Here is a 16,602-nt window from a genome sequence, read left to right as displayed (position 1 = left end):
AATAAAGCCCGATTGCTAGTTAATCGATCAGTTCATTTCCTGATCTTTGTTTGTGTTGAAAAGCATTAATGTTACCTAGCGTAGTATCTGCGATATTACCAAGTGCTTCGTTGGTGAGAAAAGCTTGATGGCCAGTAAACAGAACGTTATGACACGCAGAGAGGCGGCGAAAAACATCATCAACAATAATGTCGTTGGATTTGTCTCTAAAGAACAGGTCTTTTTCATTCTCATACACATCTAATCCGAGTGCTCCGATTCTACCTGTTTTTAGAGCCTCAATGGCAGCGGCGGCATCTAATAACCCACCTCGGCTTGTATTTATGATCATCACACCATCTTTCATTTTTTCGAAAGCCGAGTTATCTAAAAGGTGATAGTTTTCATCGGACATTGGACAATGAAGTGTGATGACGTCACTTTTTTCAAATACATCATCTTTGCTGCAATAAGTGGCGCCAAGTTCCAGAGCGATTGGGTTTTCGAACGGATCATGACAGAGTATATTCATCCCCAACCCTTTAAGAATACGCATTGTAGCAATGCCGATCTTGCCAGTTCCTATCACGCCGACGGTCTTTTGATGGAAGTTGAAGCCAACCAGTCCGTCGAGTGAGAAATTAGCATCACGAGTACGTTGATATGCTTTGTGGAAACGTCGGTTAAGAGACATCATTAATCCAACAGTGTGCTCGGCAACCGACTCAGGAGAGTATGCAGGTACTCTAACCACCTGAATACCAAGAGCTTTAGCTTTGTCTAAGTCAACTCGATCAAATCCTGCGCATCGCATAGCGATCAGTTCGACACCTTGTAATGACAATTCTTCTAGCACGGGGCCAGATAAATCGTCGTTAACAAAAGCGCAAACAACTTTACAGCCGTGAGCCATTTTTGCGGTTTTTTTGGTGAGTGGAAAATCATGAAAATGTAGTTCAAAGCCAAATGGTTTGTTTGCTTTTTTAAAAGACATTTCGTCGTATGACTTAGCGCTGAATAGGGCGACATCTAACATATGGACCTCTAAAAATCTTCAATGAGGAAAAATCTAGTCATATTGAAGCGCGAAATCACACAAAATTAAAGTAATTATTATCGATAAGGGTTTTAAGCCCTTCAGCAAAAACCTTGCTTCTACTTATGGTTGCAGTGTTATTTCTGTTATTAGAGATTTAAGGGGGGAAATTTCCTACAAATTATCCATCAACATCATAATTTACTGCTAAATTATTAGAGACAAAATAAATAGCTCTTGGCTTAATTATCATTAGGTTAGGTGGGTGTTGTAGCTAGGCGCTGAAAGTATCTATTTTCTGGCTAGGATATATAAACATGATCACAAAGAAGCTATCTGAGGTGTCCATAGCGACACGGGCATGGTCCATATTAGTCTTATTTGCTATTGGACTGCTGGCAAATACATTTCTTAATATCGATAAATCTCGCGAGCACATGCGAGAAAATTACGAGCGTGGTGTATCAACGCTGGTTGAGGCGGCAACTGGTGTTGCGAAACATAACTACCAACAGTATCAATCCGGTATCATTTCAGAAACTGAGGCCCAATCACGCACGCTAAAGACAATATCTGCGATGCGATTTGACGGTAATAACTATGTCTTTGTTGTCAGTCGTGAGGGCTTACAACTTGCGTCAGGTGTTGAGTCGCTCATTGGCAAAAACATTATTGGTCTCCAAGATAGTACAGGGCGTTATTTTGTTCAGGACTTATATACGCTTGCTCAAAATGGTGGTGGGTTTGTTGATTACTATTGGAAAAATCCTGACTCTACGACCGCAGATCTAAAAACAAGCTATGCGACTATTTTTCAGCCATGGGGTTGGATGATTGGCTCTGGAATGAATATGCTTGCGCTAAAAGAGGATACGCGCAGCTCTGAAATAGCCTCGATAAGTTACGCTATAGGAATATTAATCTTCTTGTCTATAGCAATAGGCTTCTTTATTCAAACCATTACCGCGCCACTAAAACGTACTGTAAACGCGATGAAAACCTTATCTAAAGGTGAAGGTGATTTAACCCAGCGCCTACAAGAAGAAGGCAGTAGAGAATTGGTAGATTTGGCACGGTATTTCAACGAGTTTGTTGAGTCGGTCCAAAATATTATGCTCAATATCAGTGATGCGGGTAGTGAGGTATCCAGTGCAGCTGGTCAGCTATCCAGATCAGCATTGCATATTGATCACAGTCTTAATCAGCAGCAAAGTGATGTAGAAACATTAGCAAGCGCAATGACTGAAATGCTAGCGACAGTTGAAGAAGTTGCAGCACGAACAGCCGAAGCCAATGATGCGAGTCGTCTAGCTGCAAAAGAAGCCAACCATAGTCATGAGATTATCGATAAAAATGTTGGGGGGGCTAATGAGCTTGCTGGTGAAATACAGTCAGCCAGTCAAGTTGTACAGCAATTGGCGTCCGATGCACGCAATGTTGATACTGTTCTGGAAGTGATTCGCGGTGTTGCTGAGCAAACCAATCTATTAGCGCTTAATGCAGCAATTGAAGCGGCAAGGGCTGGGGAGCAAGGTCGTGGCTTTGCGGTGGTAGCCGATGAAGTGAGAAGTTTGTCGCTAAGAACACATGAATCAACACTAGAGATTCAAAATATTGTAGAGAAACTCCAAGTAGGGGCAGAGAATGTTGTCAAAGCAATGGATCATGGAACAGCAAGAGCTACCAATGCTTCTGAGTTATCAAGTCAAGCAGGAATGGCGATTAACAAGATTAATCAAGAGGTTCACACCATAGAGGAAATGAACCAACATATTGCCACAGCAGCGGAAGAGCAGACAGTCACAGTGAACGAGATGAACCGGAATATGGTGAGTCTGAGTGATATGGCATCTTCAGTGTCGGCTGAATCGGCCCAGATGGCAAGTGCGAGCACAGAGCTTGATCGTGTTTCAGATAACTTGATGTCTATGATTCACCGCTTCAAGCTGGCCTAACTTGAGGCCTTAAACTCATGTGGTAGAATCGACTCAAATCGATCATAGTTTAAGTTCCTGATGAGACACTTAAAAACATCTATACATCCTGATATCAACCACTTGGATAACAGAGTTATCATCCAAAGGAAAGCGGCGAGAGCCATAGTGGTTAGTGGAGAGGAGATTCTACTACTATACACACAGCGTTATCATGACTACTCCATCCCCGGAGGTGGAATTGATGATGGAGAGGATATCATTGCGGGTTTGGTGAGGGAGTTAAAAGAAGAAACTGGCGCTCGAAATATCCACAGTATAAAGCCGTTTGGTATCTATGAAGAATTCCGACCATGGTACAAATCTGATGCCGACGTCATTCATATGCATTCCTACTGCTATACCTGCAAGGTTGACCGTAAGCTCGGAAAGCCGTCGTATGAAGATTACGAAATTAAAAATGGTATGACGGCCATGTGGGTCAACATCCATCAGGCTATTGCTCATAATGAAAAAACCATAGCTAGTAGCCCGAAAAAAGGGATGAGTATTGAGCGTGAAACGTACCTTTTACACCTCATTGCCAAAGAAATGTTGTAATTAATATGTTGCTTTTGACATGATTTATATTTGGCGCTGCGGCACATTTTTGTTGCGAACATTTCTCTGGCTGTTGTATAAGTACCTATACTAATCTAAGTAATTGAATTAATAATAGTATACTTAATGTTGGGAAGAGTACTGCCTATGACGCCAATATGCCGCATTTTCTTAGGAGCTTTACTTGTTAGCCTAAGCTCTATCGGACAAGCTAAAGTCATTGAATCAACCAACTTAGTAGGATTCGGTAAAGCTAAGTACCCTGACACCTTTACCCATTTTGATTATGTAAATCCTAATGCGCCTAAATATGGCAAGGTTACCTATGGTCAGATAGGAACCTACGATAATTTTAATCGTTATGCATCAAGGGGTGTTGCTGCTGCGGCAACTGCCGAACTTTATGATTCCTTGATGTACTCGCCCAGTGATGAAATCGATGCTTATTACCCATTAATCGCTCAAAGAGTCCGATACTCAGATGATTACACTTGGCTTGAGTTAGATATTAATCCCAAAGCGCGTTTTCATGATGGAGAGCCTATTACCGCCGACGATGTTGCTTTTACTTTTGATAAATTTATGACAGAAGGCGTGCCTCAGTATCGAGTTTACTATAAAGATATTAAGTCTGTTAAGGCGAAGAATAAACACACAGTTCGGATAGAAATGGCAACGCCAAATAGGGAAAAACTATTTAGTTTTGCCCAATCGACCCGTGTGCTACCAGAGCATTTTTGGAAAGATAAGTCTTTTTCAGAACCCATTTCGACTCCACCAGTTGGTAGTTCCGCCTACAAAATCATTGACTACAAGACTGGGCAAAGTGTCACTTATGGATTAGTAGAAGATTATTGGGCAAAGGATCTTCCTGTTAATATTGGGCGGCATAACTTTAAGCAAATTCAGTACGATTACTATCGAGATGATACTGTCATGTTAGAAGCCTTTAAGGCGGGTGAGTTTGATTTTCGCCTAGAGACATCGGCGAAGTATTGGGCTAATTCCTACACAGGAAAAAACTTTGATAAAGGCTTTATTACTAAAGAGGAAATTCCCCATCAAAAGCCCGAGGGTACGGCTGGCTTTGTTTTCAATACCCAGAGGGATATATTTAAAGATCCGCGAGTACGAGAAGCTCTGAGCTATGCGATGGACTTTGAGTGGATGAACAAGAACATGTTCTATGGTCAATACTCTAGAACTCGCAGCTATTTTCAAAATACAGATTATGAGGCGAAGGGGTTACCCAGTGAACAAGAACGTAAAGTTTTAGAGCGGTTTAAAAATCAAATTCCTCCACGAGCACTAACACAAGAATTTGAACCACCTAAAACTGACGGCTCAGGTAGAATTCGAGCGCAGATGAGAATCGCTTTCAAACTGTTGAAAGAAGCAGGTTGGGAGCTAAAAGACAAAGTTTTGACCAACACTAAGACAGGTGAACCGTTTCGTTTCGAGTTAATGATTTACAGTCCTACCGATGAACGAATTGCGATACCAGTTCAAAGGAATATGAAGCGAATGGGTATTGAGATGAAAATTCGTACTATCGACACCACGCAGTACACAAAGCGATTAAGAGATAGAGACTTTGACATGATCTCCAGAGGCTATTCGGCAAACCCGTACCCAAGCCCAAATCTGATGATTATATGGAACTCTAACTATATTGACTCAAGTTATAATTTTGCAGGGGTTATGGATCCTGTGGTGGATAGCTTGACGATGGAAATTGCTCAAAAGCAGCAAGACCCAGATGCTTTGCTTGCGTTAGGCCGTGCGCTTGATCGAGTTCTGCAGTGGAACTTTTACATTATTCCACAGTGGTATGTAAGTAAATACAGAGTAGCAATGTGGGATAAGTTTGATCGCCCCGCGACTGTGCCTAAATACGATCTTGGCGTTGATACTTGGTGGATATCGAAAGAGAAAGCCGCAAAACTACCTGAAAAACGTCGTTAACATAGAGGTTTAATGCATGGCCGCCTATATATTTCGCCGATTACTGTTAGTTATACCCACTTTGTGGGCGATAATCACGATTAACTTTTTTATTATTCAGATCGCACCAGGTGGACCTGTTGAACAAGCTATCGCTCAGCTTGAAGGGCACAGTTCAGGTATTATGGAGCGCTTTTCTGGTGGTGGCAGCGAAGTTTCTCTTGAAATCGATAAGGATATCAGTCCAAGTGGATATAAGGGATCAAGAGGGCTAGATCCTGAAGTCGTCGAGGAAATCAAAAAGCAGTTTGGCTTTGATAAGCCAATACTTGAGCGTTATTTTGATATGTTAAAAGATTACGCTACCTTCAACTTTGGCGAGAGCCTTTTCAAGGGAGGAAATGTGATCGACTTAATTGTTGAGCGCCTCCCTGTATCTATTTCTTTGGGATTGTGGAGTACATTGATTATCTACTTCATATCGATTCCATTAGGTGTAATGAAAGCAATTCATCATGGTTCAAGATTCGATATTTGGTCGAGTGCAGTCGTTATAGTTGGCTATGCGATTCCAGGATTTTTGTTTGCCATCATATTGATTATATTGTTTGCCAGTGGTAACTACTTTAGTTGGTTCCCATTACGTGGTCTTGTGTCGAGCAATTTTGAACAAATGCTGTGGTATGAACAAATTATCGATTACTTCTGGCATTTGACCTTGCCGATACTTGCTATGGTTATAGGTGGGTTCGCTACCTTAAGCATGCTAACTAAAAACTCTTTTTTGGATGAAATTAACAAGCAATACGTTGTGACAGCAAGAGCCAAAGGGTTGGATGAAAGCAGTATTCTTTATAAGCATGTTTTTCGTAACGCTATGTTGATCATTATTGCCGGTTTTCCTGCCGCATTTATCAGTATTTTCTTTACTGGCTCAATGTTGATTGAAGTGATGTTTTCACTTGAAGGTATAGGTTTGCTCGGTTTTGAATCCACTATTCAGCGAGATTATCCAGTGGTCTTTAGTTCTCTCTACATCATGACTCTACTGGGATTGATTTTGAGCATTATATCTGACTTAACATACACTTGGGTCGATCCAAGAATAGATTTTGAGGCCCGTTAAATGCAAAAAAGCAAAGTTGCTAATCCATTGAATCAGGCACGTTGGCAAAGGTTTAAAGCTAACAAGCGTGGTTTCTGGTCGCTGTGTATTTTTATGGTGCTGTTTATTATCAGTCTGTTTGCAGAGTTGATAGCTAATGATAAGCCTATCTTGGTTGATTATGATGGTGCTTGGTATTTCCCCATTGTTACTCAGTATTCTGAAACCGAGTTTGGCGGGGAATTTGAAACCGAAGCGGATTATACCGATCCTTATGTGGTTGAATTAATTGAAAATAAAGGTTATTTGGTATGGCCCTTGATTAGATTTAGTTATGGTACGATAAATTACGATATTTCTGGCTCTGTTCCTTCTGCTCCTGACAAGGTTAATTGGCTTGGTACCGATGACAAAGGTCGTGATGTATTAGCTCGTATTATTTATGGGTTTCGTATTTCCGTTCTATTTGGACTTATCCTTACCCTAGTTTCAAGTGTGATTGGTGTTATTGTTGGCGCAACGCAGGGGTATTATGGCGGCTGGTTAGACTTATTTGGCCAACGTTTTATCGAAGTATGGTCAGGAATGCCAACTCTATTTTTGCTGATTATTTTATCCAGCTTTGTCGAGCCTAATTTCTGGTGGTTATTGGGCATTATGGTGCTCTTTAGTTGGATGAGTCTAGTTGGTGTAGTAAGGGCTGAGTTTTTACGTTGTCGAAACTTTGATTATGTAAAAGCCGCACTCTCAATGGGAGTTAGCGATAGTAGAATAATGAGCAGACACATGTTGCCAAATGCTATGGTCGCTTCTCTAACAATGATGCCATTTATTCTTTCGGGTTCGGTCACTACACTCACATCTCTCGATTTTCTCGGCTTTGGTCTGCCTGCGGGTTCTCCATCTCTGGGTGAGTTACTGGCTCAGGGCAAAGCTAACTTACAAGCTCCTTGGCTTGGTTTCTCTGCTTTTTTGGTATTATCCATCATGCTTACCTTACTGGTCTTTATTGGTGAAGCTGTGCGAGATGCCTTTGACCCTCATCACCAAGGTAGGTAACTATGGCGAACGAAATACTTACGTTGAACGACTTGTCAGTGGGATTTGGTGTCGGTAAGGAGATAGAGAAAGTCACAAATAAAGTGTCTTTTACTATTTCTAAAGGGCAAACCCTAGCATTAGTTGGTGAAAGCGGATCTGGAAAATCAGTGACGGCCAATTCAATACTCAAGCTTCTTCCCAAAGGCTCCTCTCATTATCTTGAAGGCTCTATCAATTTCGATGGCATCAATATACTTAACTGCTCTGAACGCGAACTAAGAGGGATACGCGGTAATCGTATAGGAATGATTTTCCAAGAGCCTATGGTGTCTCTTAATCCTCTGCATAAAGTAGGAAAGCAGTTGGTAGAGACACTAGCGATACATAGTGGTGTTCGTCAGACTCAAGCAGAAAAACTAGCAACTGAATGGCTAGAGAAAGTGGGTATCCGTTATCCTGAAGTGAAAATTAATGCTTATCCTCACGAATTATCGGGGGGCGAGCGGCAAAGAGTCATGATAGCAATGGCTTTGATAAACAAACCAGAGCTTCTAATTGCGGATGAACCAACCACTGCGCTTGATGTGTCTGTCCAAGCGCAAATATTGGAATTATTGAGGGATTTGCAAAAAGAGCTCGGAATGGCGATGCTTTTTATTACCCATGACCTAAGCATAGTGCGCAGAATTGCCGACAAAGTTGCTGTGATGCAAGATGGAGAGCTAGTAGAGCAAGCAGATTGCTATTCGTTGTTTGCCGCGCCTGAGCATCCTTATACTCAAACATTGATTCACTCGGATCCACGTGGGTTACCAGTAGATGTCACGGAAGATTCAGAAAGTTTAATCAAAGTAGACAAATTAAAGGTTTGGTTCCCCGTTACTGGAGGGCTGTTCAAAAGAGTGGTTTCTCATATCAAAGCAGTGACAGACATGGATTTTGACCTTAAACGTGGCCATTCAATGAGTATAGTAGGTGAAAGTGGGTCAGGCAAGTCGACCACGGGTATGGCGATTTTGCGTTTGGTGAATTCTGAGGGTTCCATCTGCTATGAACAACATGAGTTACAAGGATTAAACCGAAAAGAGATGTTACCTTACCGCAGTAAAATGCAGGTAGTTTTCCAAGACCCATTTTCTGCGCTTAACCCCAGAATGTCTGTTGCTCAAGTAATAGGTGAAGGGCTGTATGTACACCACGATTTTGATGAATTAACCGTAGATAGAATGATTTGTGAGGCTATGGAAGATGTTGACTTAGATCCTGAAACTCGCCACCGATATCCTAATGAGTTTTCTGGCGGGCAACGCCAAAGGATTGCAATAGCAAGGGCTTTGGTACTTAAGCCTGAGTTTATTTTACTCGATGAACCTACATCATCACTTGATCGAACAGTTCAAGCACAGGTACTTGATCTTCTAAAATCTCTCCAGCAGAAATACGCTTTAACCTATTTGTTTATAAGTCATGATCTTAATGTTGTGAAGTCGCTTTGTCACCATACTATTGTCATGAAACAAGGACTGATCGTTGAGAGTGGGAAAACAGAGCAGTTGTTTGAAAGCCCAAAGCGATCCTACACCCGAAAATTGGTCGAGCTTTCAAGTTTTTAAGCTGTGTTGAAATGAGAAAAACTGGGAGATAAAAGCGTGTTATAGATCTTGTTCTAAATAGGCTTTTACTATGACGTCAATTTCTCCCTTTTCTTTCAGTTGCATGAGAATAGAGTTAAAGGTTGTCACAAAATCATCTTTATAGGGGTATTTATCAGGTTGGATAGTAGTAAAACCTAGGTACCCTTGCTCTGCACTTACAACCGCTCCTAATGTGAGTTGCCAATCCTCTGGAAGCAAGCCTTCGGTTGTCATACGTTTGATTTCCCATAGTATCGATAAGCGATCGTTCATATAACAATCGATTTTCTTCTCGTATAACTTAAGTAGGCTAGGTCGACTTCCTTTTGCTTCAGAGATAGTTATTTTCCCTGCTTTCACCGCATTCCAAAACTCGTTTCCACCGAGTGCGAAAGCCTCATTTACACCTATGGTTAAGCCTAGATAATCGGATGGCCATTTGCTCAGTGGACGACCTTCAACACTATCAGTGTTACAAAAGACAACAACTTCCTCATTCAAAATCGGCTTTGAATAAGGTGAAATGTATAATCGCTTATCAGCGTAGTAATAGGGTGGAAACAAAGCGAAGCCTCTTCCTGATTTGAGCATCTTTAGGCCGCGTTTCCAAGGTATGGGCACAATCTTTATTTGATAGCCTGGCATATCTTCGAAGACACGGCGAAGAATGTCACTGTATATACCTCTGGCGATGCCATTTTCTACATAGCTATATGGCGGATAAGCATCATCACCATATACCAGCACCTTTACTGGCGGCTCGAAAGCTAGCGTTCGCCATGAAAGCAGAAGTAGAATGAGTGTCCATTTGAGCAAAGCTTATCCCTTTAATATGCTCTTTCTATGATTAACTTTAGTTTATTTATTGAAGGTTAGGCATTAGACTTTGCGTTTTCGCTATTTAATTCAAGCAAAACATGACAGAAGACGACAAAAATGCTCAAGAAATTGAGATCGAAGCGATTGGAGTAGAAGTATCAAGTCAGCCTATTGAGCTGTATAAGGTGTTTAAATTGGCCAATTTAGTCGGTGGAGGGGGTGAAGCAAAACACCTTATCGCTGAGGGTTATGTTGCGGTCAATGGTGAACTTGAGACTCGTAAGAGGCGCAAAATGTATCACGGGGATATTTTTGAGTTTAACCAAGAGTTTTACGTGGTCATCTGTGACCCCGATACTGCAGAACATGAGAGCCTGGATGGTTCGGTAATTGAGCAAGTTGGTTACCAGAGTACAAGCCAACAAGTAAAGCCGGAAAAAACCGACGACCAAAAGGCAAGACAGCCTAAAAAGAAGAATAAGATTGGTCGCTCAGATATTGATTTTTTCTAGTAGCTAGATTTGCGCGATAGAGAAAATACATACCCGCATGCTTGATATAGAAAAAGCCCCGTTTGTACGGGGCTTTTATCGTTAATACCAAAAGTCTTCGGGGTGTATCTTACTTTCAGGTGCATAGGAATCATCATCGAGTGGTTGCTCAGCCTTACCTCGCAAACTCTCTAGCTGATGTTCAAGCATTTGGACAGTGTCGTAATCACCCTCTGAGCAAGCGATGTATATTTGCTGCTCGATAGCTTGAATACTATCTCGAATACTCATACCCTACCTCCCGCGTTATCTAACGCTTGGCCGAATAGTTTTACCTATTCTCAAAACGATTATAGTCAAGCAGACCAAATTCGATAGGTTGATCTTTCCTATACCATTGGTGGATTTTGTCACTGAAAGACCAAAACTCAGCTGAGCTTCTTCGGATAGCAAATTTATCCAATAACTTAACGTAATCTTGCTCTGTTTTGACTTGTTTAATCATTTCTACAAGTAATGGTACGTCTTTTTCATTTAGTGATAAGAATGCAGCAGGGTAGCTACCTAGGATGCCACGAACCAAGGTGAAGTTATCATTGTCATAGTCTCTATTTTTCTGCTCATCAAACAGACTGGAGATATTGGTATGGGCGTTATTATGAAGAAGAGTAAACACCTGATTTTTGCCAGATTCTGAATCAATCAGTAGCATTACAATCTGAGGGAAGTATCGGATGCCTTCCCCTTTTAAGTCATCAATGGTGGCTAGTGCTTGTTCATGTCCAAGAGAAAGCCCAGTACGCTCAATGGCATATCGATCGTTAAGTACTGAAGAAAGCTGTGTTTTTAGAATGTCATACAGTTCTTGCTTTGGATTTTCAGTTTTATAAGGCACCTGACTTGGTTGATTGAAAGGCTTGACGTTACGCTGTAAGAAGTCACTTAATTGAGTGCTTTGGTCTTGATACCAGCTTGATTGTTCGATATGGCGAATGTCTTGAGGTAACAAAGCGACAAAATTACTTTCTCCTTCTAGACGAAGGAAGTCCATGAACATACGGGTAATTAGTTGATGACCGAAGTTACCATATACGTCAAACCCAGCGACGAGTAGGTAGTGAATACGTTCAATAAGTGCATAGTCAAGGATCCATGCGGTTTTAGGCGGTTTACCGACCAGACCTTGAACGACTGATGCACTATCAAAGTGCCTAAAGACAGTGAGTGCTGCATTTGGGTTGGTTCCATTTCCTGTCCAAATAACGTCAGTTGTGAGATTTTGACCATCTTTAAACCATTTATTAATAAACTCAGACTTAGCTTCCAAGTAACGAGCTTGCTGGCGGGAGTATGAGACCCAATTGGTAATCGGCACCGTATTACTCTCTAATTCACCAGGAAGTTTCAGATTGTCTGCTTGAGAACGGTAAAATTCGTTTACTTCAGGGATATCCGACTTATCAGGGTCCAAGAAAAATACCCAAAAACGGTCGTTAATAACATTCAATGCCAATTGTCCACGACATACAGGGCCCTTGATGTAGGCGTTAATCGTATTTTGAGCATTATCCAGCATGAACTTAAAACGAGCTTTAACGGGAAGGTCGATAAAGGCTGTCATAGGGTTAGCGGAGACTTCCACTGAGTAGTCAGGTAATTTAGCGACGTCATATTTTGAGTCGATAAACCACTTTTGCCAATTGGCTAAACGTTGTTTATTCAGCGCAAAGGGCATATGTGTTTTATCAACAATGGTTGATTCTACGGGAATCAACCTGTAATAAACGCGATCGGATTTAGGGTCATCATAAGGACGACGGGTTGAAATACGATCAACGGGCTGCCCAGGAGGCGTTGTTGAACGGACCAAGGTAAAGAAACGAGGTGTCGGCTCTTTAAGATCAGAAAAATACAAATGTGATAGGAAAAGGTGCTCGTATATATACCTAGCCATTAGCTGTACTTTGCGAGAGCTGGAGTTTAAGAATTGCTCATACTTATTGACGAGAGCATCTTGCTCAGAGGTCAAGGGTAATGGCGCGTTCATTAGTGCACCATCTTGCAGCCATGACATTAATGTTGAATATTCGGCTGAAGTAAGATTAGGCATACCATAAGGCATTCCCCAATTGGGATACTGACTTTCATATCCTGCATATTCCTCAATAGTCGGGCACTGTTGTTCACGATCAATAGAGAAATCAAATCCTTCTAGTTGGGTTTGTAAAGGTAGGGGGTGTTTTTGCTTTTGCATCAGCATTCTTGCCATTAGCCCTGCCTCTATATTGGCATCTGGAGATTGCATACGCTCATTAAGGACGGGGTTAAAGTCAAAGTCTCTCCATTGAGAGGTATTTTTAGCATCTTCAAATAGTCGGGTAGGAGTAGCTGCGGTCAGGCGTGTACCTTGGTAAATAATGGCTTTGCTTGCGCCGCGATCAATGCCAGTTGTGGAAGATAGTTTTAGTTGACATGGAGCATCGTAACACGCATGACAAACTACGCATCGATTATCAATAATAGGTTTCACTTGTTTGAGAAAGAATTCACTAGATGGTCTTGATGCATCAACAAGTCTATCCCTCGGTTGGGCATCACCAAATAGTTTGTCGTAGTTGAGACTCGCGTAGGTCGCACAGCCTGCAAATAATGTAATAAAAGATAAAATAAAGAGTTTACGCATATTCATATGAAAAATAGCAGCCTAGACCAGTTCAATCATTGCAATAAAAGAATACTTAATTAGTCAGCAAATAACCAACCAAAGTCTTCGAACTGTATAATTTTGATGAGATTTTACAATGCGTTTGCATCGATCAAAAAAGCTTAACAACTAGGTTAAGCTTTTTGAAATTGAGGGTGACACGAAAGGTGAACTAGGCTTTCTTTAGCCGTCCAAGTTTTGCCATTGAGATTGGTTTGGTAAATAGTGCCAAAGCAATACAGGTCGCCATCATGAAGGCCGAAACTGTGTATGCGAGGTTATAGTTATCACCGCTTGACATAGAGAAGCCAACAACAGTTGCACCTATAGCACCACCGATACCCCAAGCGGTGTAGAGTACACCATAGTTAGTGCCATAGTTTTTAAGGCCATAGAACTCTGCTGTAAGTGTTGGAAATACCGCTAATAATGTACCATAACCTACAGCTGCTACTGCTGTTCCTAGGATCAAAGTGAATTCACTATTAAAAGTAGCAAACATAATCATGTTAATGCCTTGGAGAATGAATGCTAGGAGTAAAGTCCTTATACCACCAATCTTATCAGCGAGTAAACCAGCCACGACTCGCCCACCAGAGTTAAATATTGCGAGAATAGAAGCTAGGTAGACGGCATTAGGTAAATCAGCTTGTATGCTAGCGATAGTGGTTATGTTACCTATGATCATTAGGCCAACTGAAGCAGCAAAGGCATACATAATCCAAAGTGAGTAGAACTGAGGTGTCTTCAACATTGATTTCCAGACCAAGTCATTGTGCTCTGCACTTCTAGTGGTTGATTTACCTGCTTTATTAGAGGGAGAAGAAGGCAAATAGCCTGCGGGCGGATTATTGATCGTTGCAGCTAGAGGGACTGTAACTATTAAGATACCTATACCAAGAACAATAAAGCTTGTTTGAATGCCCATGCTATCTATGAGAGCAGCAGTTAACGGAGCAAGGTAAATAGCAGCAAGGCCAAAACCAGCAGCAATTAAGCCATTAACCATGCCTTTCTTCGAAGAATGGAACCACTTCATTGCCGATGGTGAAAGGCAAGCGTAGCCAAAGCCAATTCCCGCACCTGTCAGCAGACCAAAAGTAATGTTCAGCATCAATGGTGAATTTGCAAAACCGGAGGCAATCATACCTGATCCAGTTAGTGTGGTGCCGAGAATCAGGATTTTACGTGGGCCCATTCTATCCTGAAGGATCCCCGCGACAAGTAGGCAAATTGAAAAGGTAATTGTCGCGATAGCATAGGGAGAGGAAGCTTCAGCAGCACTCCACCCAGACTTGGTCACTAATGCTTTGTTGAAGACACTCCAGGCATATAGGATGCCAAGACAAAGGTTGATACAGAATCCTGCTAGTAGTATTCGTGTCGCTTTATCAATCTTGCTCATTTTACTTCTCATTTTACCTCTGTCTGTGAGAGGTTCTTGTCGGTATTTTCAAATTTGTTTTATGTTTATCAACAAAAAACATAATGGGCGCGGATTATACCCAATATTGAGGTGATTTAAATCACTTTTTTGTATGATCCAATTAGAGGTGATCTTGATAAAACTCTGAAGGCATAGAGGTACTTAATCATATAGTCAGTGAGAAACAACTAAGCTGGCGTATGAGCTGTTAGTGTCTACTATTATAAGTGTCATTATAACTTTCTGTTAGTAGGCCAAGATCCGGAATAAATACGTGGTATTATTCAATAACTCGAAAATCAGCAAGCTACAGGTTAACAGCAGTGTACGGTACTGTGCTAGTATTCTGCTTTTTATACTGTTTTTTGCAACTGTAGCCCATGCCAAGGAGAATGACATAGAGTCACGACCTTTGATAATTGCTAATTCTAAAGCGTGGAAACCCTTCTCTTATTTGGATGATAATCAACAGCCGACAGGCATTCTTATCGACTATTGGAAACTGTTTGCTAAGCACAACAATGTAGAGGTTGAATTTCTTCTTCTCGACTGGAACGACTCATTAGAAGCGGTACGAACAGGAAAGGCGGATGTGCATGCGGGGTTGCTTTTTTCTGAGCAAAGAGATGCCTATCTCGATTATACCCCATCCATCATAACTATAGATACGCAGATGTATATTAATCGAGATCTAATTGGTATGGATCTCAACGCATTTATGTTGGGTGAGCATGATTATAGGGTGGGTGTGGTAAAAGGAGGATATGAAGAAACATTTACACGCAAGACTTACCCGAATCTTAACTTGGCTTCATTTAGTAATAACCAAGAAATGCTCGATGCAGCGTTTAGCGGTGACATATCAGCCTTTGTTGCGGATCTTCAGGTCGGCAACTTTTATCTCCTAACCAGCAATCAAACAAACTCATTTATTGGCGTTAGGAACCTTTACTCTGGCGATCTTAGAGCAGCAGTGAAAGAGGGGAACCAAGCTTTACAAGACTTCATAACAAAAGGCCAAGAAGCTATAACAACAGGTGAAAAGCAGAGGATACTCAGCCGATGGATGCATATTAACACAGTGTACCCGACTTTTTTAACTCCTGCTCTTATTGCCATTGCCGTTATAGGTGCTGTTTTATATATCTTTGCCTTGAGGTATTCGGTAAGGATGAAAACTCGTGAGCTAGCCTTGGCAAACGAAGAGTTAAAAAAATTGTCGGAAACTGACCACCTGACAGGTTTGAGTAATCGCCGACACTTTGTTGCAGAGTTTCAACAGCGTCTTGGACAACCGGGTGATGTTTGTGTGATTGTATTTGACATTGATGATTTTAAGTCAATTAATGACAACTACGGACATCAAGTGGGTGACCATGTTATTCAAACGGTCGCAGAGACCATTCAAGGAAGTGTGGGACCAGACCAACTTCTAGGGCGCATCGGTGGTGAGGAGTTTGCTCTTGTCATGAACAACCAAGATGAATTGAGAGTAAAAGAAGTCTCTCATTCCATTTGTGACTTAATTCGAAATCTAGATTTTGGTGAGCAGCTACCGTATAAGGTTACTCTGAGCTTGGGATGTGCTTACTATCCAACGTCAAACCATGATATACAGCTATCTGATGCCGATCATCTAATGTATCAAGCCAAGGCACAGGGAAAAGATCGTGCTGTTGTACGTAATATGGCGAATTAATAAAATCTAGCTTCACTTGAGGTTAAATTTTTGCCACTTTGCGCACAAAGAAAGCAAACGGAATCATATCATGAAAAAAAAACTTTTCTTTTCATATTACTGTGGCATATTAGAGCTGTCCCCACGATGATGCGTGCATCGTATAATGGCTATTACCTCAGCCTTCCAAGCTGATGATGCGGGTTCGATA

General features: G+C 41.4%; 13 protein-coding genes. 8 read left to right on the top strand and 5 right to left on the bottom strand.

Annotated features, from left to right (window positions below; translation table 11 throughout):
• Positions 1–19: 19 nt before the first annotated feature.
• Complete coding sequence (locus AAFM34_RS13505; RefSeq protein WP_341663672.1) at positions 20–1,015, bottom strand: 2-hydroxyacid dehydrogenase; 996 nt, start codon at positions 1,013–1,015, stop codon at positions 20–22.
• A gap of 317 nt (positions 1,016–1,332) precedes the next feature.
• Between AAFM34_RS13505 and AAFM34_RS13500 the strand changes: the two genes are divergently transcribed.
• The 6 genes from AAFM34_RS13500 (at position 1,333) to AAFM34_RS13475 (ending at position 9,252) form a co-directional block, all read left to right on the top strand.
• Positions 1,333–2,970, top strand: a complete 1,638-nt coding sequence (locus tag AAFM34_RS13500; protein ID WP_341663670.1) for a methyl-accepting chemotaxis protein — start codon at positions 1,333–1,335, stop codon at positions 2,968–2,970.
• Positions 2,971–3,030: 60 nt separating this feature from the next.
• Positions 3,031–3,549: an NUDIX hydrolase gene (locus AAFM34_RS13495; protein ID WP_341663668.1), complete on the top strand. Its 519-nt coding sequence runs from the start codon at positions 3,031–3,033 to the stop codon at positions 3,547–3,549.
• Between the two features lie 147 nt (positions 3,550–3,696).
• On the top strand, positions 3,697–5,514 hold the full coding sequence (locus AAFM34_RS13490) for an extracellular solute-binding protein (protein ID WP_341663666.1): 1,818 nt from the start codon (positions 3,697–3,699) through the stop codon (positions 5,512–5,514).
• Positions 5,515–5,530: 16 nt separating this feature from the next.
• Positions 5,531–6,619, top strand: a complete 1,089-nt coding sequence (locus AAFM34_RS13485) for a microcin C ABC transporter permease YejB (RefSeq protein WP_341663664.1) — start codon at positions 5,531–5,533, stop codon at positions 6,617–6,619.
• Entirely contained in the window at positions 6,620–7,657 is a 1,038-nt protein-coding gene (locus AAFM34_RS13480) for an ABC transporter permease (RefSeq protein ID WP_341663662.1), read from the top strand. It begins immediately after the preceding gene.
• Between the two features lie 2 nt (positions 7,658–7,659).
• Positions 7,660–9,252, top strand: a complete 1,593-nt coding sequence (locus AAFM34_RS13475; RefSeq protein WP_341663659.1) for an ABC transporter ATP-binding protein — start codon at positions 7,660–7,662, stop codon at positions 9,250–9,252.
• 39 nt (positions 9,253–9,291) lie between these two features.
• Here the strand turns inward: AAFM34_RS13475 and AAFM34_RS13470 are convergent, their stop codons facing one another.
• Entirely contained in the window at positions 9,292–10,089 is a 798-nt protein-coding gene (locus AAFM34_RS13470; RefSeq protein ID WP_341663657.1) for a transporter substrate-binding domain-containing protein, read from the bottom strand.
• A gap of 101 nt (positions 10,090–10,190) precedes the next feature.
• Between AAFM34_RS13470 and AAFM34_RS13465 the strand changes: the two genes are divergently transcribed.
• A complete protein-coding gene (locus AAFM34_RS13465; RefSeq protein WP_341663655.1) occupies positions 10,191–10,604 on the top strand; it encodes an RNA-binding S4 domain-containing protein in 414 nt (137 codons plus the stop codon).
• An 81-nt stretch (positions 10,605–10,685) separates the two neighbouring features.
• Here the strand turns inward: AAFM34_RS13465 and AAFM34_RS13460 are convergent, their stop codons facing one another.
• The 3 genes from AAFM34_RS13460 to AAFM34_RS13450 form a co-directional block, all read right to left on the bottom strand.
• Positions 10,686–10,874, bottom strand: a complete 189-nt coding sequence (locus AAFM34_RS13460; RefSeq protein WP_341663653.1) for a hypothetical protein — start codon at positions 10,872–10,874, stop codon at positions 10,686–10,688.
• A gap of 40 nt (positions 10,875–10,914) precedes the next feature.
• Positions 10,915–13,272, bottom strand: coding sequence for a fatty acid cis/trans isomerase (locus tag AAFM34_RS13455; protein WP_341663651.1), 2,358 nt, complete (start codon positions 13,270–13,272; stop codon positions 10,915–10,917).
• 187 nt (positions 13,273–13,459) lie between these two features.
• Complete coding sequence (locus tag AAFM34_RS13450) at positions 13,460–14,692, bottom strand: OFA family MFS transporter (RefSeq protein WP_341663649.1); 1,233 nt, start codon at positions 14,690–14,692, stop codon at positions 13,460–13,462.
• A gap of 433 nt (positions 14,693–15,125) precedes the next feature.
• Between AAFM34_RS13450 and AAFM34_RS13445 the strand changes: the two genes are divergently transcribed.
• Positions 15,126–16,412, top strand: a complete 1,287-nt coding sequence (locus AAFM34_RS13445; RefSeq protein WP_341663647.1) for a sensor domain-containing diguanylate cyclase — start codon at positions 15,126–15,128, stop codon at positions 16,410–16,412.
• The last annotated feature ends 190 nt before the right edge of the window (positions 16,413–16,602 follow it).

The sequence above is a fragment of the Vibrio sp. genome, from assembly GCF_038138445.1.
Classification (GTDB): Bacteria; Pseudomonadota; Gammaproteobacteria; order Enterobacterales; family Vibrionaceae; genus Vibrio.
This window is presented reverse-complemented; position numbering and strand designations above follow the sequence as displayed.

What these genes read in the sequence shown, in the direction of transcription:
- AAFM34_RS13455 (WP_341663651.1), bottom strand. Translation starts at nt 13,272, where the DNA reads ATGAATATGCGTAAACTCTTTATTTTATCTTTTATTACATTATTTGCA.
- AAFM34_RS13465 (WP_341663655.1), top strand. Translation starts at nt 10,191, where the DNA reads ATGACAGAAGACGACAAAAATGCTCAAGAAATTGAGATCGAAGCGATT.
- AAFM34_RS13480 (WP_341663662.1), top strand. Translation starts at nt 6,620, where the DNA reads ATGCAAAAAAGCAAAGTTGCTAATCCATTGAATCAGGCACGTTGGCAA.
- AAFM34_RS13450 (WP_341663649.1), bottom strand. Translation starts at nt 14,692, where the DNA reads ATGAGCAAGATTGATAAAGCGACACGAATACTACTAGCAGGATTCTGT.
- AAFM34_RS13485 (WP_341663664.1), top strand. Translation starts at nt 5,531, where the DNA reads ATGGCCGCCTATATATTTCGCCGATTACTGTTAGTTATACCCACTTTG.
- AAFM34_RS13490 (WP_341663666.1), top strand. Translation starts at nt 3,697, where the DNA reads ATGACGCCAATATGCCGCATTTTCTTAGGAGCTTTACTTGTTAGCCTA.
- AAFM34_RS13460 (WP_341663653.1), bottom strand. Translation starts at nt 10,874, where the DNA reads ATGAGTATTCGAGATAGTATTCAAGCTATCGAGCAGCAAATATACATC.
- AAFM34_RS13475 (WP_341663659.1), top strand. Translation starts at nt 7,660, where the DNA reads ATGGCGAACGAAATACTTACGTTGAACGACTTGTCAGTGGGATTTGGT.
- AAFM34_RS13500 (WP_341663670.1), top strand. Translation starts at nt 1,333, where the DNA reads ATGATCACAAAGAAGCTATCTGAGGTGTCCATAGCGACACGGGCATGG.
- AAFM34_RS13495 (WP_341663668.1), top strand. Translation starts at nt 3,031, where the DNA reads ATGAGACACTTAAAAACATCTATACATCCTGATATCAACCACTTGGAT.
- AAFM34_RS13505 (WP_341663672.1), bottom strand. Translation starts at nt 1,015, where the DNA reads ATGTTAGATGTCGCCCTATTCAGCGCTAAGTCATACGACGAAATGTCT.